We start from the raw sequence: 18,916 nt of genomic DNA, 5'->3' as shown, positions 1-18,916 counted from the left end.
ACCGGTCGCCGCGGGCCTGTGTTCCGGGCGCCGGAAATTGCCTGCGAACTCTGCTTTCGACAGGGCGAGTTGATCGTGTGCGCATTGCTATTGTCGTGCGCTGACGGTGAGCACTGTGGGGGCATGATGGGGAGACCTGGACGACGGCCGGGGCATCAGCGTTGGGCCTGGGGCGCCGGAGGATTGGCCGTCATCTTCGTTCTTTACCTCTCCTCGGAGACGGCGGCCGGACTGTTTCCCGATGTACTGAAGTCGGTGGTGGGGGAAAGCCCGCGATGGGTGACAGCAGCCTGTGTGGGCGCCCTGATCGTGGCGGGGGTCGCCCTCTACATCCGCCATCTCCACACGCGGCTGGCGGACTCGTGGGACGACGGCGCGGAGACGGATACGGAACAACTGCGGCGTGGGCGCAAGGCGCTGATGCACCGCGTGCACCACACCTGGACGAGCCCGCTCGCATTCCGCTGGAATGACGCCGTCCGCCTCGAAGTCGGTCTGCGGGACTTTCCGTCCGCCGTCCATGACCCCTGGGGGGCGGGCGAACTCACCACCGCGTCCGACGCGCCTCCGCCGGCCGGGACCGCCCTGCGGACCATGTTCGAGCGGCACGATCAGCAACTGCTGGTGCTCGGCGCGCCGGGCGCCGGCAAGACGGTACATCTGCTGGAGCTGACAGCCGCTCTGCTCGAAGAGGCCCGGGCGGATGCCGACGCGCCCGTCCCGGTGTTCCTGCTCCTGACCACCTGGCGCGGCGGGCCTTTGGACGAGTGGCTGATCTCGGAACTCCACCACCGCTACCGGACGTCCGCCGACGTCACCCGCACACTGCTGGCCCAGGGGAAGATCTGCTTCCTTCTTGACGGCCTGGACGAGGTGGATCCGGAACGTCAGGAGGAATGCCTCTCCCGCATCAACGCCTTCATTTCCGCCGACGGTTATCCGCACTGTTCCCTCGCCGTTTCCTGCCGCCTCGCCGACTACCGGCTCCTGTCGCAGCGGCTCACCATGAATGGCGCCGTCACCGTGCAGCCGCTGCCGGTCACCGCCGTGCACGCCTTTCTGCACGCGGCCGGAAACCCGGTGCGGGGATTACGTGCGGCCGCCGCGGCCGATCCCGATCTCGCCCGGCTGCTCAGCACTCCCCTCATGCTCGGAGTCGCCGTGCTCGCCTACTCCGGGGTGGACGAGAGCGCGGTCCGCAGCGCCGGAACTCTGGAGGAACGGCGCGGGCTGGTCTACGACGCCTTTCTGACACGCATGGTCACCCGGGACCGCACGCTGCGCGGTGCGCCGAAAGCACCGCGCTTCAGCGTCACGCAGGTGGAGAGCCGGCTCCTTCTCATGGCCAGGGAAATGCGCAGATACCAGGTCACGGTCATCTATCCGAAAGACCCGTTGCGGCTCATGCTGCAGGCATCGCCCGAGGTACTGGAGCAATTGCACAGCGGCAGCCGGCTCGGGCTGATGATCGCCAAGGTGCAGATCGGGTACCTGCGGATGCTCACCGCCGTCTCGCCCTACCGCAGCCTCATCAACGCCACGTTCTCCCTGGTCAGGCACTCCACCCTCTTTCCCTACCTGCGCAAGGACTTCGTGAACTTCGCCTGTGAACGCGCCCTTTTGCGGCGCTCGGGAGACGGGGTGGCCTTCCTGCACAAGACGTTCCAGGACCACCTTTCCCAACGGGCCGACGGCATGACGCCGCAAGAGCGGGGAGCTTTGTACCGGCAGGCCGTCAGGTCCTGAGCGGCGCCTCGGTCCAGCCGTTGCCGCCTCGCCGCCTCGCCGCCGTGCCCGGCCGGACCGGCGGGAGTTCATCCGGCCGCAGAAACAGCTACTGTCATCCGGGGGGATACTTCTTGCAGGTCGTGAGGCGTGCGGACCGCCGATTCGGCGCATTTCGCACCTTGTCGCGGCAGCTGCCAAGTGCTCCGCGTCGCAGCCGGCTTCGTCGCCGCGGTGTCCGACGGCCGTCCCACGCCGGACTGTCGCCGGAAACGACCGGGGCGGGCGGCACCGGAAACGACTTTTTCCCCCACCACCCTGCCCCGTGCAGCCATGAGACCGGAGACCGAATGAATCCGCCCCTGCCCCGCCCGGCCAAGCCTGACTACACAGCGGTGTTCAAGGAACCCGCGTACCCCGGCGGCGAGCCGTACAAGAGTTCCGAATACGACGACGAGGAGGCAGCCGGCGGTTCGCCGGGCCGGCCCGGCTCCGACGTGAGCGACGAGCGATAGGCCGAGGGGGCGAGCGGGCGACAGTCAGCCCCGACCCGGCAACCCGGATTCGTCGGGATGCCCTGCGCGTTGCGCGGCCGTGCGGCAGAGTGGACGGTCGCACCGTCGGTGATCGGTGATCACCGCGAGGTTACGAGCGCAGGGGGCGACGTGCCATGACGGAGATCGACAGACGGCGACTGCTGGCGGCCGGCGGTGGCGTCGCGCTGGCTGCGGCGGTGGCGACGGCCTGCGGGTCCAACACCGGGCGGGGCGGCGGCGGTTCGGGTCCGGCGATCAGCCAGTGGTACCACCAGTACGGGGAGCCCGGCACCCAGCAGGCCGTGAAGCGGTATGCCGCCGCCTACCGGCAGGCCGAGGTGCGGGTGCAGTGGCGGCCGGGCGACTACGACCGGCAGACCGCGGCCGCGCTGCTCACCAGCTCGGGGCCGGATGTCTTCGAGGTCAACGGACCGCTGCTGGACCAGATCCAGGGCGGCCAGGTGGTCGATCTGACCGCCGAGGTCGAGCCGGTGAAGGACGACTTCCACCAGGCGGTACTCGCCCCGAAGATCTGGCAGGACAAGGTCTGGGGCATCCCCCAGGCCGTCGACATGCAGCTGCTCTACTACCGCAAGAGCCTGCTGAAGGAGGCCGGGGTCCGGCCGCCGCAGACGCTCGACGAGCTGGTGGACGGCGCGAAGAAGCTCAGCGGCAAGAAGACCAAGGGCCTGTTCCTGGGCAATGACGGCGGGGTCGGGGTGCTCAGCGGGACGCCGCTGTCCGCCGCGGGGCTGAGTCTGATCGGTGCGGACGGCAAGGCCGGGTTCGACGATCCGGCGGCGGCCCGGGTGCTGGGCAAGATCCGGCAGCTGTACGCGGACAAGTCGCTGCTGCTGGGGGCGCCCACGGACTGGTCCGACCCGGCGGCGTTCGTTCAGGGGCTGACCGCGATGCAGTGGTCCGGACTGTGGGCGCTGCCGCAGATCAAGAAGGCGCTCGGCGACGACTTCGGGGTGCTGCCGTTCCCGAAGGACGGGAGCGGAGGGAAGCCATCCGTTCCGGTGGGCGCCTACGGCTCCGCGGTGAGTGCGCGCAGCCGGCACATCAAGGAGGCCAGGGCCTTCGCCACCTGGCTGTGGGTGGACCGCACCGACTTCCAGCAGGACTTCGCGCTGTCGTACGGCTTCCACATCCCGGCCCGGATCTCGCTGGCGAAGAAGGCCGCACAGCTGCGCGAGGGCCCGGCGGCCGACGCGGTGCGGTTCGCCACCGATCACGGCACTGCCGAACCGCTGTTGTGGACGACGGCGGACCGTACGGCCTACCAGGACGCGCTGAGCCGGATCATCAAGGGCGGCGCCCATCCGGAAAGTGAGCTGAAGAGCGTGGTGCGCACGGTCAATGCCGAACTTCAGCGGGTCAGGAAGAAGTGACGGAGGGGACCGAGGGGGTGGCGGCGGCGGTCGCCACCACGCAGCGCCCCGCGGCCGCCATGACACCGGCCGCCCCGCGCCCCTCGTTCGCCGTCCGGCTGCTCGGCCCGCAGCGCCGGAACCTGTGGTTCTGGGTCTTCGTCGGGCCGTTCGCCCTCGGGCTGGGGCTGTTCACGTATGTGCCGCTGGTGTGGAGCGTCTACCTCAGCTTCTTCGACGCGCACAACACGGTCAGTCCGTCCGGCTCGGACTTCGTCGGGCTGGGCAACTACACCGCGATGCTGCACGACGATGCCTTTCTCGGCAGCCTGGGCACGTTCGCGCTGTTCACGGCCTTCATCGTGCCGGCCACCTATGCGCTCTCGCTGTCGCTGGCGTTGATGGTCGGCCGGCTGCGCTTCGCCCAGGCGTTCTTCCGGTCGGTGTTCTTCCTGCCGACGGCCTGCTCGTATGTCGTCGCGGCGGTCATCTGGAAGCTGTCGATCTTCAACGGGGTGCGGTTCGGGCTGGCCAACACCGTGCTGGGGTGGTTCGGCGCGGACCAGACCGCCTGGCTGTCGACCACCGATCCGCCCTGGTACTGGCTGGTGATCGTGACCGTACGGCTCTGGCTGCAGGCGGGGTTCTACATGATCCTGTTCCTGGCCGGGCTGCAGCGGATCCCCCCGCAGCTGTACGAGGCGGCGGCCGTGGACGGGGCGCGGCCCGGCTGGCAGACCTTCCGCCACCTCACCTTCCCGCAGTTGCGCGCCACCTCCGTGGCGGTGGTACTGCTGCTGGTGATCAACGCGTTCCAGGCGTTCGACGAGTTCTACAACCTGCTGAGCGATGCGCGCGGCTATCCGCCGTACGCACGGCCGCCCCTGGTCTATCTGTATTACACGGCGCTCGGCCGGGATCAGAACCTCGGGCTGGGCAGCGCGGGTGCGGTGATTCTGGCACTGATCATCGCGGTGGCGACGGTGGTGCAGGCCCGCTGGTTCGGCCTCGGCCGCAAGGAGGAATGAGCACCGTGGAGCACTCATGGAGCACCCATGCATGACGCGCTGACCAGGGCCGGGCGCGCGCTGCGGCGCGTCACTCTGATCGCCCTCGCGCTGCTGTTCCTGATCCCCTTCTACCTCCTGGTGCGCAACGGTCTGGCCACCGAGCAGGACATCACGGCGCCCGACTGGACGTTTCTGCCGCACAGCCTGCACTGGTCGAACCTCACCGAGGTCTTCCGCGATCCGAACCTCCCCCTGGGGCGGGCACTGCTCAACTCCACGCTGATCGCGGTGTCGACGACCCTCGGTACGGTGCTGCCGGCCTCGCTCGCGGGCTACGGCCTGGCGCGCATCCCCTACCGGCACGCCAATGCCGTCTTCTACGCGATCCTGGGCACGCTGATGGTCCCGGCGGCCGTGACGTTCGTACCGAGCTTTGTGCTGGTGTCGACGCTCGGCTGGCTCTCGACGCTGCGCGGGCTGGTGATCCCGACCCTGTTCAGTGCCTTCGCCTGCTTCATCTTCCGGCAGTTCTTCCTCGGCTTCCCCAAGGAACTGGAGGATGCCGCGCGGGTCGACGGGCTCGGCTACTGGCGCACGTACTGGCGGATCGTGGTCCCCAACGCCCGGCCGGTGTTCGCCGCCGTCGGCACCCTCGTCTTCATCGGCGCCTGGAACGCCTTCCTGTGGCCGCTGGTGATCGGGCAGGACCAGGAGTCCTGGACGGTGCAGGTCGCGCTGTCCACGTTCACCACCGCGCAGAACCTCAATCTGCATGAGCTGTTCGTGGCCGCGGCGGTCTCCATCGCCCCGCTGGTGGTGGTGTTCCTGCTGCTCCAGCGGTATATCGTCGCGGGGGTGGAGCGCAGCGGGATCGACGACTGAGGCGTCGGCGGCCGGCGTATGAGGTACGGTGCGTGGCATGAGCACGCAGTCGGACGTCCGTGAGGTGGAGCCGCGACATCGCGCGCCCCGCGGCGAGTGCGCGCCCCGCGGTATGAGCTTTCTGCGCCGCCGCGGCCGGGTGGGGTCTCCCCCGGCCTGTTGTTTCCCCACGGCCTGAACGGCTGACGCCTGACCGGTCGAGCGTCTGACGGGCCGATCCCGCCCGTCGGCCGGCGTTCCTGACGACCGGCACCCCTGACGACCGGCGTCCGGCTCACCCGCCGCCCCGCGGAGCTTCCCCCGCCCCGCCTCCCCCTCAGCTCCCCTCCCCTCGCCCTTCCAGGAGGATCCGTTGACGACCACACCCCTGCCGCCCGTCCTGCGCCCCCACCGCATCCCCGCCGACGGCCTGTACGAAGGGCGGCGCATCCTGCGTCGTACGCCTGACGGCTGGGCGGAGCGGCCGTACGAACGGTTCGAGGTCATACCGCAGGCAGCCACCATCGGGGCCGAAATCCGTGGGCTGGACCTGTCGCGGCCGCTGTCCGGCGCGCTGCGCGCGGAGCTGAACCGGGCGCTGCTGGAGTGGAAGGTGCTGTTCTTCCGCGCGCAGCATCTGACCTCCGGGGAACAGCGTGAATTCGCACGAAATTGGGGGGAGTTGGAGAGCAATCCGTTGCTGGCGCAGGGCGATTCGAAGGATGTCGTACGGTTCGACAAGGCGGCCGGTGGCGCCCCGACGTTCGAGAACGTATGGCACACGGATGTGACGTTCCGAGAACGTCCGGCCATGGGTGCGGTGTTGCAGCTGCGCGAGGTCCCACCCTCGGGCGGCGACACGCTCTGGGCTGATATGGCAGCGGCATACGACAATTTGCCCGGGCAAATCAGGGACCGCATCGAGGGGGCACGGGCGGTGCACGACTATCTCCCGGGCTTCGCACGCTTCTGCTCGGCGGCTCAACTCGCGCCATTTCAGGCCGACTTCCCGCCGGTGGAGCATCCGGTGGTACGCCGGCACCCGGAGACCGGGCGTCGAATGCTGTTCGTCAACGCGTCCTTCACCACCCGGATCACCGGCCTCGAGGAGACGGCGAGCGACCGGCTGTTGCGGCTGTTGTTCCAGCAGGCTCAGGTGCCGGAGTTCCAGGTGCGGTGGCGCTGGCAGGCCGGGGACATCGCGTTCTGGGACAACCGCGCCACCCAGCACTATGCCGTCAACGACTACGGGGCGCACCGCCGGGTCGCCGAACGCGTCGCCATCGCGGGCGATCGCCCCCGCTGAGCGGACCCGGCGCCCCTGCCGCGCGCCGCCCTCACGTCACGGCTGCCCAGCCCGCCTCACCTCAACCGCTCGTACGTCGCCTCCTCCACCGAGCGCGCGCCGCGCAACAGGGCCGCGCCCAGGGGGGTGAGGGTGTGCAGCACGGCATTGCCCTGCCGCAGGGTGAGCAGCAGACCGGCGTCGCGCAGCACGGTCGCGTGCTGACTCGCGGAGGCCAGCGAGACATCGGCCCGGCGGGCGAGTTCGCTGGTGGTGCAGCCGACGCCGATCCGCTGGAGGATCGCGGAGCGGGTCTGGCCGACCAGCCGGCCAAGGGAACGCTCGGGCGGGACCTGAGGGGTCAGCCGCGCCACCGGATGCTCCACGGGGTAGACCAGGACCGGCGTCAGATCCGGGTTGTGGAAGGTGACGGGGGTGCGCCGGCAGAAGTACGACGGCAGCAGCAACAGCCCCCGGCCGCCCAGATGGAGGTCGCGGTCCACCGGGTAGTCGCACTCCAGGACGGGCGAGCGCCAGCGCATCATCGGCGGCAGCGAGGCGAGCAGCCGGTCCGCGCCGCCGTCGAGCAACGCCCGGCCGCGGGCGGCCCGGTCGCCCTCTATTCGGCCCTGGACGCGCGGCCAGTACGGGGCGACGGCCGCCTCGTAATAGCGCTGGAGAAGCCCGGCGAGCCGGCCCAGGACACGGGTGTCGCCCTCCGCCAACTCCCGTATCCACGAAGGGAACGGGCGGGACGCGGCGGCGAGCCGGGCGAGTTCCTCGTGCAGCCGGACGGCCGGCGTCTCGCGGAGTGCGGCGAGCGCGTCGGTCATGCCGAGGAGCCCTTCGGCGGGCGTCAGGAAATCAGGGAAATAGCCGCGCGTGGGCACCAGCGGTGCCAGCAGACGCGCTTCGCCATTCAACCTTCCACGTGTTTCCGATCGCCATTTGCCGAACGCCGAATCGTCCCGCCTGTCACGTAGCCGGTGAAAGCTTAAGACGGTCTCCCACAGCGCGTCCGGGCGTGCCGCAATGCGCACACGGGCCAGATCGAGTCCACTGAAATGGACGCGTAACACCGAACCCCCACCTCTGGTTTCCTCAGTCGACCCCCGGCACGCCTGAGTATGCACGCCAACACGTGCGGTTACCATGCCCTTTTGGCCAGACTTGAAAGTGCTCGCGCCACCAGGCAGCCGGCGGGAATGCTTGTACTCAATTCGACGGCGGCGCGGACGGACCGGATTGCTCGATCCCGTGGGGGGTGATGGGCAAGGAACCGGCCGCTCGGCAGCCCCGTTGAAGGCCGCACCCCGCGCCGACCGGGGTGACGGCAGCTCCCGAGGGGGGAGTCCGGAGAAAGGCGAGGGCGGCACCTCCGCACAGGTGCCGCCCTCGTTCGGGTGCCGGAGCCCACAGCCGGACGGCTGAGGGTTGGGTGCCTGGCCGCGGCTCCGGTGGTCGTGTGCGGTCACCGCGGGCGCACCCGGCGCCCACGGTGACCGGTCGGGTCAGCGGCTGTCGCTGCCCTTCGATTCGGCGGCCGCGCGGCCCGCCTCCAGCCGTGCGACCGGGATACGGAACGGCGAGCAGGAGACGTAGTCCAGGCCGGCCTCGTGGAAGAAGTGCACCGACTCCGGGTCACCGCCGTGCTCACCGCAGACACCGAGCTTGAGGTCCGGGCGGGTGGCCCGGCCGGCTGCCACGGCGTTGCGGACCAGCGAGCCCACGCCGTCCTTGTCGATGGTCTCGAACGGGCTGACGCCGAAGATGCCCTTCTCCAGGTACGCGGTGAAGAAGCTGGCCTCGACGTCATCGCGGCTGAAGCCCCAGACCGTCTGCGTCAGGTCGTTGGTGCCGAAGGAGAAGAAGTCGGCGGACTCGGCGATCTGTCCGGCCGTGAGGGCGGCGCGGGGCAGCTCGATCATCGTGCCGAGGGTGAGCTTGAGGCTGACGCCGTGGGCCTTCTCGACCTCGGCGATGACCTGCTCGGCCTCCTCGCGGACGATCTCCAGCTCCTGGACGGTGCCGACCAGCGGAATCATGATCTCCGCACGCGGGTCGCCCTTGGCGTTCTTGCGCTCGGCGGCCGCCTCGGCGATGGCGCGTACCTGCATCGCGAACAGACCGGGGATGACCAGGCCCAGGCGCACACCGCGCAGACCCAGCATCGGGTTCTGCTCGTGCAGCTTGTGCACGGCCTGCAGCAGCCGCAGATCGTTCTCGTTGGCGTCCTTGCGGGCCTCGGCGAGCGCGACGCGGACCGACAGCTCGGTGATGTCGGGCAGGAACTCGTGCAGCGGCGGGTCCAGCAGCCGGACGGTCACCGGCAGTCCGTCCATCGACTCGAGCAGCTCGATGAAGTCGGCCTTCTGGAGCGGCAGCAGCTGGCTGAGCGCGGCGTCCCGGTCGGTCTCGGTGTCGGCCAGGATGAGGCGCTCGACCATCTCGCGGCGCTCACCGAGGAACATGTGCTCGGTGCGGCACAGGCCGATGCCCTGGGCGCCGAAGCGGCGGGCACGGGCGGCGTCCTCGGCGTTGTCGGCGTTGGCCCGTACGCGCAGCCGGCGCACCCGGTCCGCGTACGCCATGATCCGGTGGACGGCCTTGACCAGCTCATCGGCGTCGTCGGCGCCGGCGTGCATCCGGCCCTCGAAGTACTCCACGACCGGGGACGGCACGACCGGCACCTGGCCGGTGTAGACCTTGCCGCTGGAGCCGTCGATGGAGACGACGTCGCCCTCCTCGATGACGGTCCCGTCCGGGGTCGTCATCCTGCGGGACTTGGTGTCGACCTCCAGCTCCTCGGCGCCGCAGACACAGGTCTTGCCCATGCCGCGGGCGACGACGGCGGCGTGCGAGGTCTTGCCGCCGCGGGAGGTGAGGATGCCCTCGGCGGCGATCATGCCGTTGAGGTCGTCGGGGTTGGTCTCCCGGCGGATCAGGATGACCTTCTCGCCGGAGCGCGACCACTTGACGGCGGTGTACGAGTCGAAGACGGCCTTGCCGACGGCCGCGCCCGGGGAGGCGGCGATCCCGCGGCCGATCATCTCGGACTTCGCGCCCAGATCGAAGCGGGGGAACATCAGCTGCGCCAGCTGCGCGCCGTTGACCCGCTGGAGGGCCTCGGCCTCGTCGATCAGGCCCTGGTCGACGAGCTGGGTGGCGATCCGGAAGGCGGCACCGGCGGTGCGCTTGCCGACCCGGGTCTGCAGCATCCACAGCTTGCCGCGCTCGATGGTGAACTCGATGTCGCACAGGTCCTTGTAGTGCGTTTCGAGCGTCTCCATGATCTGCATGAGCTCGTCGTACGACGCCTTGTCGATGTTCTCGAGGTCGGCGAGCGGCACGGTGTTGCGGATACCGGCGACGACGTCCTCACCCTGCGCGTTCTGCAGGTAGTCGCCGTAGACGCCCTGCTGGCCGCTGGCGGGGTCGCGGGTGAAGGCGACACCGGTGCCGGAGTCCGGGCCGAGGTTGCCGAAGACCATGGAGCAGACGTTGACGGCCGTGCCGAGGTCGCCGGGGATGCGCTCCTGGCGGCGGTAGAGCTTGGCACGGTCGGTGTTCCACGAGTCGAAGACCGCGCGCACCGCGAGGTCCATCTGCTCGCGGGGCTCCTGCGGGAAGTCCCGGCCGGTCTCCTTGGAGACGATGTCCTTGAAGTGCGCGACCAGGTTCTTGAGGTCGGCGGCGTCGAGGTCGATGTCGACGCGGACGCCCTTGGCCTGCTTGGCCTCCTCCAGCGCCTCCTCGAAGAGCTCGCCGTCGACGCCCAGCACGGTCTTGCCGAACATCTGGATGAGGCGGCGGTAGGAGTCCCACGCGAAGCGCTCTTCACCGGCCTGCGCGGCGAGGCCGGAAACCGATGCGTCGGAGAGGCCGATGTTGAGGACGGTGTCCATCATGCCGGGCATGGAGAACTTCGCCCCGGAACGCACCGAAACCAGCAGCGGGTCGTCGGCCTGGCCGAGCTTCTTGCCCATCTTCTGCTCAAGGGCGTCGAGGTGCGCGGAGACCTCGGCACGCAGTGCCGCGGGCTCGCTGCCACTGTCGAGGTAGACCTTGCAGGCTTCGGTGGTGATGGTGAAGCCGGGCGGGACAGGAAGTCCCAGGTTGGTCATCTCGGCAAGGTTCGCCCCCTTGCCGCCCAAGAGGTCCTTGAGGTCCTTGTTGCCCTCGGTGAAGTCGTACACGAACTTCGCGGAGGAAGGCTGGGTTACGTGGGGATCTTGTGTTTCCGGCACGGCACTGACTCCTCGCCGACGGGCTGCCCTGACGGCGAGGAACATACCCAGATCGAAGGCGTATGGGTACGTCCACTTGGTCGACATACCCGTGTAACCAGTCGTCCGCCACCAGATCGAAAGTGATCATGCGTTTGGCACACAGTTCATTACCTGAATGCACCACTCCAGTGCGTAGCGAAATTTCGAAAGTGTGCTACTCAACGCAATAATTGTGTTCATCGCTCGAACGGATCAGCCGTGGCACCCGGTGCCACCATTGGAGAGGTGGAACCCCGCGCGATTCGCTCATCTGAGCGCACCCCCTATCAGGGGTGGCGAGAATCACGCGCTCATGTGTGCCCGGGTTCCATCATTTGGACCCCTCGCGGGCTACGTGATCAAGGAATGTGTCCACCAGCGCGCGGGCCCGCGCGCGTACGGCGGGCAGCTCGGCCCGCAATTCGGCCACCAGTTGGTCCGGATCGGCCCCGATCTCGGCCGCTCTCTCCGTCCCGTCCTCGTCGAACCAGGCCCGCAACACCTCCGGCGTCAGCTCCGGATGGAACTGGACACCCCAGGAACGGCCGCAGACGAAGGCCTGCGAGGCGACCTCGTTGCGCGCCAGCTCCCGGGCGCCCGGCGGCAACAGCCAGCGGTCACCGTGGAACTGGAACCACGGCCCCGGCCCGACCAGGTCCGGCGCCTCGGTCGTGATCCGGCTCCAGCCCAGCTCGAAGCGCGGGGCGACCTCGATGCCCCCGCCGAGCGCGGTGGCCAGCGCCTGGCCGCCGAAGCAGATGCCGAGCACCGGCACCCCGGCCTCGTGCGCCGAGCGCAGCAGCGCGAGCTCCGCCTCGATCCAGGCGTTCCTCCGCGCCACCGACCACGGGGCACCCAGTGTCAGGATCAGGCCATAGTCCTCGGCCGCCGGGAACTCCACCTCGACATCCGGATTCGTATACCGCTCGGCCGGCACGACGAGCAGTTCGTCGAGTTCAAAGCCCCGTTCGGCCAGCCGCTCGCCTACATGGCCCGCGGTGGACAGATGGTCGTGGACGATGACCAGGGCACGCATGATCGGCACTCCCCTCCCCTGACGAGGGCCCGGCGGGCCCTTGGCGGACGCATTCCCTCCGGTGTCACCCGGCGCCACCCGGCCGGGTGGCGGCGGCCGCGGGGGCTCCTCGCCCCCGCCTCCGGCGGAACGATTCGCGCTGCTCCCCCGGTTCCCGGACCCCGCGCCGCGGACACGGCCCGTGCCGTACGGAGCCGCAGCGAGCCTGGTACCGGCGCCATCCAGAGGGCCGTGACCGGGTCCCGCGTGAGGGGGTCGGCGTCCTCCACCACCCCTCCCCCGCCGGCGCGGCCTGCCGGCCTGCTGAACTCGCCGCGGGGGTCTCGCGCCCTACCGCTTGGCGCGCCGCCCGCTGCGCCGTGGCCGGGGCTGTGCACCGTCCAGCAGTTCCAGCCGCCGCTCCGCGCCGCGGGTCTCGACCTGCACCACGACGCGGCGCAGCAGATCCGCCAGGTCCAGGGCCTCGTCATCGCTCAACGCCTCGGTGACGAAGACTTCTTCGGCGTTGAACTCCGGGAGGATCCGGGCCATCAGCCGCTCCCCCTCGGGGGTGGGTGCGAGCAGCGCGAGCCGCCCGTCGGCCGGGTGGGGCTTGCGCTCCAGCAGGCCACGGCTCTGCAGGGTGCGGGCCACGCCGGTGAGCGTGCCCTTGGAGATGCCGGCCTCCTCCGCCACCCGGCGGGTCTCCCGCTCGCCGCCGACCCAGACCACCCACAGCACGACGAAGGCGGTCCAGGTCAGTTCGGCGTCGCGCAACACGGAGTTCTCGAAGTGCTGCCGTACGGCGGCCGCGGCGCGGTAGATGTTCGCGACCGCGGCCATCTGCTCATGGCGGAGGGGGGTGTCCGCGATCTTGGCCCGGACGGCCTTCTCCGTGTCCGCGACGGAACGGTGCCCGCTCACCACAGCATCTCCTCGGTGTCGTCCGCGATCCGCACGCTGCCGTGCCGGGCGCCGGCTGCGGCCGTGGGCCGTCCGGTCCGCCGCACGGGCTCCCGTACGGAGCCAAACGGTATCGCGGTGCCACCGGCCGGCTCGCGTCCCGGCCGCTGACATGCCCCGAATGGCCCTGTCCGCACGCCCAGTTGGGGGGAGGGAGGGGCGGGAGGGGCCAAGGGGTCGTACGATGCCGGCCCCCGTGCCGGCACCGGACGACACCCGGCCGACGGACCGGGCATGCCCCGGCCCGCCGCTTTCGCTCCGCCGTCAGACTGCGGCCTCACCTCGCGTGAGGGTCAAGCCGGCCGGCCGGTGCGACACGGCAATGGTGCGCCACGGCGGAGCGGGGCGCCTCGGCACCGAGGAGGAGAAGCGGGCGCCGCCCTCCATCATTCGGGGGAGGGCGGCGGACGGAGACGGTGGGTGGGCCACCTCTCACAGCGGACCGCGCGCCCCGCCGCGGGCCGCACCCGTCCCGTCGTGCGGCCCGGGCCCAACTCGCCGCGCGGCACCGGGAGTCGGGCGGCCCGGCAGCGTCAGCCGCCCGAAGTGTCCAGCTCGGCGTCCGCGTCCACGCCCGCGCAGTCGTACGGGTCGTCCAGCCAGCCGTCGGGCAGGACGACGCGGTTGCGGCCCGAGGTACGGCCCCGCGGACCGTCCGCGCCCAGCGGCCACGGCTGATCGAGGTCCAGCTCCGACAGCAGCGCGTCCAGCTCGTCGAGGGAGGAGGTCACCGCGAGGCTGCGGCGCATCTCGGAGCCGACCGAGAAGCCCTTGGTGTACCAGGCGACATGCTTACGGAAGTCGATCACGCCGCGGGTCTCGTCACCGATCCACTCACCGAGCAGCGTGGCATGCCGCAGCATGACCGCCGCGACCTCCTTGAGGGTGGGCTGCGCGTAGGTGCCGGTGCCCTCGAAGGCCGCCACCAGATCGCCGAACAGCCAGGGCCGCCCCAGGCAGCCGCGTCCCACGACCACGCCGTCGCAGCCGGTCTCGCGCATCATCCGCTGTGCGTCGTCGGCGGACCAGATGTCGCCGTTGCCGAGCACCGGGATCTCGGGGACGTGCTCCTTGAGGCGTGCGATGGCGTCCCAGTCGGCGGTGCCGCCGTAGTGCTGGGAGGCCGTGCGGCCGTGCAGCGCGACCGCCGTGATGCCCTCCTCGACCGCGATCCGTCCCGCGTCGAGGTAGGTGAGGTGATCGTCGTCGATTCCCTTGCGCATCTTGATCGTCACCGGCAGTGACCCCGCGTTCGCCACCGCCTCGCGCAGGATCGAGCGCAGCAGATTCCGCTTGTACGGGAGGGCCGAGCCGCCGCCCTTGCGGGTCACCTTCGGGACCGGGCAGCCGAAGTTCAGGTCGATGTGGTCGGCGAGGTCCTCTTCCGCGATCATGCGGGCGGCCTTGCCGACGGTGTCCGGGTCGACGCCGTACAGCTGGATCGAGCGCGGCCGCTCCGTCTCGTCGAAGTGGATCAGCTGCATGGTCTTCTCGTTGCGCTCGACCAGTGCCCGCGTCGTGATCATCTCGCTGACGAACAGGCCCTTGCCGCCGCTGAACTCCCGGCACAGCGTCCGGAACGGGGCATTGGTGATCCCGGCCATGGGCGCGAGGACCACGGGCGGCTGCACCGCGTGCGGACCGATCTGCAGGAGAGTCATGGCGGCGATACCTTCGGCTTTCGTCGGCTTCCGTTGGTGGGGCGGGCGGGCCGCGGCCTGCCAGGAGAGCGGCCGCTGCGACCTCCCATTGTCCCGCACCGCGCGAGTGGCCCCGCCAGGACCGGCCCACACCGATCGTTGTAGCGTTCAAGAATGTCTGAGCTCGGGCGTCGACGGCGTCTTCTGGTGCTGGCGATCTGCTGTATGAGCCTGCTGATCGTCAGCCTCGACAACACCATTTTGAACGTCGCCCTGCCGTCCATCCAGCATGAGCTGCATGCCTCGGTCTCCGGTATGCAGTGGACGATCGACGCCTACACCCTGGTCCTGGCGTCGCTGCTGATGCTGGCCGGCTCCACGGCCGACCGGCTGGGCCGGCGCCGGGTCTTCCTGACCGGGCTGGTCGTCTTCGCGCTCGGCTCGCTGCTGTGCAGTCTGGCGCCCGGGCTGGGGTGGCTGGTGGTCTTCCGGATGGTGCAGGCGGTCGGCGGCTCGATGCTCAACCCCGTCGCAATGTCGATCATCACCAACACCTTCACCGAGCCACGGGAGCGGGCCCGTGCCATCGGGGTGTGGGGCGGGGTCGTCGGCATCAGCATGGCGGCCGGGCCGGTGGTCGGGGGGCTGCTGGTGCAGAGCGTCGGCTGGCGCTCGATCTTCTGGATCAACGTCCCGATCGGCGCGCTCGCGGTCTTCCTGACCCTGCGCTACGTTCCCGAGTCGCGTGCCCCCAGGCCCCGCCGGGTCGACCCGGTCGGCCAGTTGCTGGTGATCACGCTCCTCGGCTCGCTGACGTACGCGATCATCGAGGCCCCGGACGCCGGCTGGACGTCCCCGCAGATCCTGGTGTTCGTGCTGGCGGCACTGGGCTCCCTGGCCGGTCTGCTCGTCTACGAGCGGCGCCGCGACGAACCCCTCATCGATCTGCGGTTCTTCCACAGCGCGCCGTTCAGCGGGGCCACGGTCGTGGCGGTCTGCTCCTTCGCCGCGCTCGCCGGCTTCCTGTTCATCAACACGCTGTATCTGCAGAACATCCGCGGGCTGTCCGCCCTGGACGCCGGGCTCTACATGCTTCCCATGGCCGGGATGACGCTGATCTTCGCACCGGTGTCGGGCCGGCTGGTGGGCAGCCGCGGGCCACGGCCGTCGCTGCTGGTCGCCGGCGCCGCCATGGCTGCCAGCGGGGTGCTCTTCGCGGCCTTCGGCGCCCAGTCGGTCAACCCGCTGCTGTTCACCGGCTATGTCCTCTTCGGCATCGGATTCGGCCTGGTCAACGCGCCGATCACCAACACCGCGGTGTCCGGTATGCCGCGCGCCCAGGCCGGTGTGGCCGCCGCCGTCGCCTCCACCAGCAGGCAGGTCGGGCAGTCGCTCGGCGTCGCGGTGATCGGCGCCGTACTGGCGAGCGGGGTGCATGCCACCGCCACCACGGACGCCTTCCTCGCGGCCGCCCACCCGGCCTGGTGGATCATCGCGGGCTGCGGCGCGGCCGTACTGCTGCTGGGCGCGGTGACGACGGGCCGGTGGGCGCAGGAGACGGCCCGCCGCACGGCGGCACTGTTCGACGACGGGACCCGGGGGCAGAGCACGGCGGACGCCCGCCCGTAACCGGGCCCGGCGCCCGCTGCTCCCCTACGGCGGCCCCCGCCTCATCTCACGGCGAGGGCCGTCAGCTCCGCCAGCCGCTCCAGGCGCTCCCGGGACGTCTCGTCGACGGGGGTGTAGGACAGCAGCTTGGGGCCGGGGTTGGGCCCCGTCCACAGGCTCGTGCCGGACAGCTGGAGCAGGCCCACCCGGGGGTGCCGGAAGACCTTGACCGAGCTCATGGGGCGGATGACCTCGTGCTGCGCCCAGATCTCCCGGAACTCCGACGACGCCTCCGTCAGCCGCGCGAGCAGCGCCTTCCACGCCGGCTCCGCGACGTGCTCGGCCATCGACGCCCGGAACTTGGCGGCCATCACCCGCATCGTGGCGTCCAGATCGACCACCCGCGCCCGCCACTCGGGGTGGGTGAACGCCAGCCACAAGCAGTTGCGGTCCTCCTCGGGCAGCGCGTCGAGATCGCACATCAGCCGGCTGTACGTGCTGTTGTGGGCGAGGATGTCGAACCGGCCGTTCTGGACGACCGCGGGGAACGGGGCGAGCTGGTGCAGGACCTGCCGCAGCGCGGGCGGCACGCTCGTGCACTCGCTGCCGGGCATCGGGTCCACCGCCCCGGCCAGCGCGAACAGATGGCTGCGCTCGGCGCGGTCGAGCAGCAGCGCACGGGCCACCGCGTCCAGGACCTGCGGCGACACATGGATGGCACGGGCCTGTTCGAGCCAGGTGTACCAGGTGACCCCCACCGCGCCCAGCTGTGCGACCTCTTCACGGCGCAGGCCGGGGGTCCGGCGGCGGGCGCCCCGGGGCAGCCCGACCTGTTCGGGAGTGATCCGCTCCCGCCGGCTGCGCAGAAAGGCGGCCAGCTCGGCCCGGCGGGCGGCGTGGTCCCGCGGGGCGGTCATGGCACCGGAGCCTGTGGCAGGCTGCGTCGCGGTCACATCCAGGGTCATGGCTCCAGCCTGCCGCACGCCCGAGCCGGTTGCCAGGTAGAGCTGGTACCAGGATAAAGACACTCTGGTACCCGGCTGGGCGGTCGGCGATCGTCAAGTCCGTGAGCACTACGCCAGCACAGACGACCACCACGAAAGCCCCGGCAGACCCCGGTGTGCCCGTCGCGGCCCTCGCCGCCCCGGAGGCCGCGTCGCCACCGCCCGGGGCCGCCCCGGCGGCGGCGACGTCCGCGCCCGGCCCGCAGCAGCACCGCACCCCGCCCCTGCTGACCCCGCTCGGCCTGCTGACCGTGCTGCTGGGGGCGGCGCTCCCGCTGATCGACTTCTTCATCGTCAATGTCGCCCTGCCGACCATCGACCACGATCTGCGGGCCGGCCCGGCGATGCTGGAGATGGTGGTGGCCGGCTACGGCGTCGCCTACGCGATGCTGCTGGTCCTCGGCGGCCGGCTCGGCGACATGGTCGGCCGCCGCCGGCTGTTCCTGTGGGGGCTGGCCGCCTTCGGCGTGACCTCACTGGCCTGCGGCCTCGCTCCGGACGCCTGGACCCTGGTGGCCGCCCGGATCGCCCAGGGCGCCGCGTCCGCGCTGCTGCTGCCGCAGGTCCTGGCCACCATCCAGGCGACGACCACCGGCAAGCGGCGCGCCCGGGCCCTCAGCCTGTACGGCGGTACGGCGGGGGTCTCCAGCGCCGTCGGCCAGGTGCTCGGCGGTCTGCTGGTCTCCGTGGACCTGGCCGGGACCGGCTGGCGCGCGGTGTTCCTGGTGAACGTCCCGATCGCCGCCGCGGCCTGGCTGCTGGCCGCCCGTACGGTCCCCGAGACCCGCTCCCCGCACCCGACCCGGGTGGACGGCCCCGGCACCGCGCTGCTCGCCGCCACGCTGATCACCCTGCTGCTGCCGCTGACCGAAGGCCGGGCGGCCGGCTGGCCACTGTGGTCCTGGATCCTGCTGGCCGTCTTCCCCGTTGTCGCCACCGCGTTCGTGCGCGTCGAGCGCCGGGCCGAGCGCGGGGGCCGCACGCCGCTGGTCCCGCCGTCGCTGCTGCGCATACCGTCCGTGAACAGCGGCCTCACCATGATCGTTCCGTTCACGCTGGGCTTCGGCGGCTTCATGTTCGTCATCGCCGTGGCGCTCCAGAACGGCCTGCACTACGGGCCGTTCACGGCCGGGCTGTCCCTGGTGCCGCTGTGCCTCACCTTCTTCCTCGCCTCGCTCGCCGGTCCGCGGCTGGTGCTGCGGTTCGGGCGGCGGGTGGTGCTCGCCGGTTCGCTGATCCAGGGCGCCGGGCTGAGCCTCCTGGCGCTGACCGTGTACGCGGGCTGGCCGGGGATCTCGGTGGCCTCGCTCGCGCCGAGCATGGCCGTACTGGGCTTCGGGCAGGGCATGGTGCTGCCGGTCCTGCTGCGCATCGTGCTGAGCGAACTGCCGACGGCACAGGCGGGCGTGGGCGGCGGGGTCATGGTCACGACCCAGCAGTCCGGCATGGCCCTGGGTGTGGCCACCCTCGGCACCCTCTTCCTGTCGCTGCTGCCGTCCGTCGGCATCCGCGATGCCCTGCTCGCCGCCCTTCTGACGCAGCTGGTGATCGTCGCGGGCACCACGCTGCTGGCCCTGCGGCTGCCCCGCGTCCTGCGCTGACCTGCGGCGGAGCGCGCCGAGGAAGGA

14 protein-coding genes are annotated in these 18,916 nt (G+C 70.7%); 8 read left to right on the top strand and 6 right to left on the bottom strand.

All coding sequences use genetic code 11. The annotated features are described in order from the left end of the window. Positions 1 to 18: 18 nt before the first annotated feature. The 6 genes from OIU81_RS25355 (at position 19) to OIU81_RS25330 (ending at position 6,811) form a co-directional block, all read left to right on the top strand. Positions 19 to 1,746: an NACHT domain-containing protein gene (locus OIU81_RS25355; protein ID WP_329151448.1), complete on the top strand. Its 1,728-nt coding sequence runs from the start codon at positions 19 to 21 to the stop codon at positions 1,744 to 1,746. A 329-nt stretch (positions 1,747 to 2,075) separates the two neighbouring features. Then, complete coding sequence (locus OIU81_RS25350; RefSeq protein ID WP_329151447.1) at positions 2,076 to 2,240, top strand: hypothetical protein; 165 nt, start codon at positions 2,076 to 2,078, stop codon at positions 2,238 to 2,240. Between the two features lie 155 nt (positions 2,241 to 2,395). After that, positions 2,396 to 3,655, top strand: a complete 1,260-nt coding sequence (locus OIU81_RS25345; protein WP_329151446.1) for an ABC transporter substrate-binding protein — start codon at positions 2,396 to 2,398, stop codon at positions 3,653 to 3,655. 59 nt (positions 3,656 to 3,714) lie between these two features. Continuing rightward, complete coding sequence (locus OIU81_RS25340; protein WP_329155347.1) at positions 3,715 to 4,662, top strand: carbohydrate ABC transporter permease; 948 nt, start codon at positions 3,715 to 3,717, stop codon at positions 4,660 to 4,662. Positions 4,663 to 4,689: 27 nt separating this feature from the next. Further along, entirely contained in the window at positions 4,690 to 5,526 is an 837-nt protein-coding gene (locus OIU81_RS25335) for a carbohydrate ABC transporter permease (protein ID WP_329151445.1), read from the top strand. 352 nt (positions 5,527 to 5,878) lie between these two features. After that, a complete protein-coding gene (locus tag OIU81_RS25330) occupies positions 5,879 to 6,811 on the top strand; it encodes a TauD/TfdA dioxygenase family protein (protein ID WP_329151444.1) in 933 nt (310 codons plus the stop codon). Between the two features lie 56 nt (positions 6,812 to 6,867). On the opposite strand, the gene OIU81_RS25325 is transcribed toward OIU81_RS25330, so the two are convergent. The 5 genes from OIU81_RS25325 to dusB form a co-directional block, all read right to left on the bottom strand. Then, the gene (locus OIU81_RS25325) at positions 6,868 to 7,713 is read right to left on the bottom strand and encodes an ArsR/SmtB family transcription factor (protein WP_329151443.1); all 846 of its coding nucleotides are present in this window, start codon (positions 7,711 to 7,713) and stop codon (positions 6,868 to 6,870) included. 588 nt (positions 7,714 to 8,301) lie between these two features. Then, positions 8,302 to 11,082, bottom strand: coding sequence for a pyruvate, phosphate dikinase (gene ppdK / locus OIU81_RS25320; RefSeq protein ID WP_443074164.1), 2,781 nt, complete (start codon positions 11,080 to 11,082; stop codon positions 8,302 to 8,304). A gap of 307 nt (positions 11,083 to 11,389) precedes the next feature. Further along, positions 11,390 to 12,094, bottom strand: a complete 705-nt coding sequence (locus OIU81_RS25315) for a type 1 glutamine amidotransferase (protein ID WP_329151441.1) — start codon at positions 12,092 to 12,094, stop codon at positions 11,390 to 11,392. Positions 12,095 to 12,424: 330 nt separating this feature from the next. Beyond that, positions 12,425 to 12,997, bottom strand: a complete 573-nt coding sequence (locus tag OIU81_RS25310; protein ID WP_329151440.1) for a MarR family winged helix-turn-helix transcriptional regulator — start codon at positions 12,995 to 12,997, stop codon at positions 12,425 to 12,427. A 572-nt stretch (positions 12,998 to 13,569) separates the two neighbouring features. Continuing rightward, the gene (gene dusB / locus OIU81_RS25305; protein ID WP_329151439.1) at positions 13,570 to 14,697 is read right to left on the bottom strand and encodes a tRNA dihydrouridine synthase DusB; all 1,128 of its coding nucleotides are present in this window, start codon (positions 14,695 to 14,697) and stop codon (positions 13,570 to 13,572) included. A 153-nt stretch (positions 14,698 to 14,850) separates the two neighbouring features. Here dusB and OIU81_RS25300 point away from each other — a divergent pair, with 153 nt between their 5' ends. Beyond that, positions 14,851 to 16,305: an MFS transporter gene (locus tag OIU81_RS25300; protein ID WP_329151438.1), complete on the top strand. Its 1,455-nt coding sequence runs from the start codon at positions 14,851 to 14,853 to the stop codon at positions 16,303 to 16,305. Positions 16,306 to 16,346: 41 nt separating this feature from the next. Here the strand turns inward: OIU81_RS25300 and OIU81_RS25295 are convergent, their stop codons facing one another. After that, complete coding sequence (locus tag OIU81_RS25295) at positions 16,347 to 17,249, bottom strand: helix-turn-helix transcriptional regulator (RefSeq protein WP_443074042.1); 903 nt, start codon at positions 17,247 to 17,249, stop codon at positions 16,347 to 16,349. 101 nt (positions 17,250 to 17,350) lie between these two features. Between OIU81_RS25295 and OIU81_RS25290 the strand changes: the two genes are divergently transcribed. Continuing rightward, entirely contained in the window at positions 17,351 to 18,889 is a 1,539-nt protein-coding gene (locus OIU81_RS25290; protein WP_329151437.1) for an MFS transporter, read from the top strand. Positions 18,890 to 18,916: the final 27 nt, after the last annotated feature.

Origin of the sequence: Streptomyces sp. NBC_01454 (genome assembly GCF_036227565.1) — a bacterium.
GTDB lineage: Bacteria > Actinomycetota > Actinomycetes > Streptomycetales > Streptomycetaceae > Streptomyces.
This window is presented reverse-complemented; position numbering and strand designations above follow the sequence as displayed.

Excerpts from the sequence above, each read along its gene's own strand:
- OIU81_RS25350 (WP_329151447.1), top strand. The coding sequence starts at position 2,076 with ATGAATCCGCCCCTGCCCCGCCCGGCCAAGCCTGACTACACAGCGGTG.
- OIU81_RS25340 (WP_329155347.1), top strand. The coding sequence starts at position 3,715 with ATGACACCGGCCGCCCCGCGCCCCTCGTTCGCCGTCCGGCTGCTCGGC.
- OIU81_RS25345 (WP_329151446.1), top strand. The coding sequence starts at position 2,396 with ATGACGGAGATCGACAGACGGCGACTGCTGGCGGCCGGCGGTGGCGTC.
- dusB (WP_329151439.1), bottom strand. The coding sequence starts at position 14,697 with ATGACTCTCCTGCAGATCGGTCCGCACGCGGTGCAGCCGCCCGTGGTC.
- OIU81_RS25335 (WP_329151445.1), top strand. The coding sequence starts at position 4,690 with ATGCATGACGCGCTGACCAGGGCCGGGCGCGCGCTGCGGCGCGTCACT.
- ppdK (WP_443074164.1), bottom strand. The coding sequence starts at position 11,082 with ATGTTCCTCGCCGTCAGGGCAGCCCGTCGGCGAGGAGTCAGTGCCGTG.
- OIU81_RS25300 (WP_329151438.1), top strand. The coding sequence starts at position 14,851 with ATGTCTGAGCTCGGGCGTCGACGGCGTCTTCTGGTGCTGGCGATCTGC.
- OIU81_RS25295 (WP_443074042.1), bottom strand. The coding sequence starts at position 17,249 with ATGACCCTGGATGTGACCGCGACGCAGCCTGCCACAGGCTCCGGTGCC.
- OIU81_RS25315 (WP_329151441.1), bottom strand. The coding sequence starts at position 12,094 with ATGCGTGCCCTGGTCATCGTCCACGACCATCTGTCCACCGCGGGCCAT.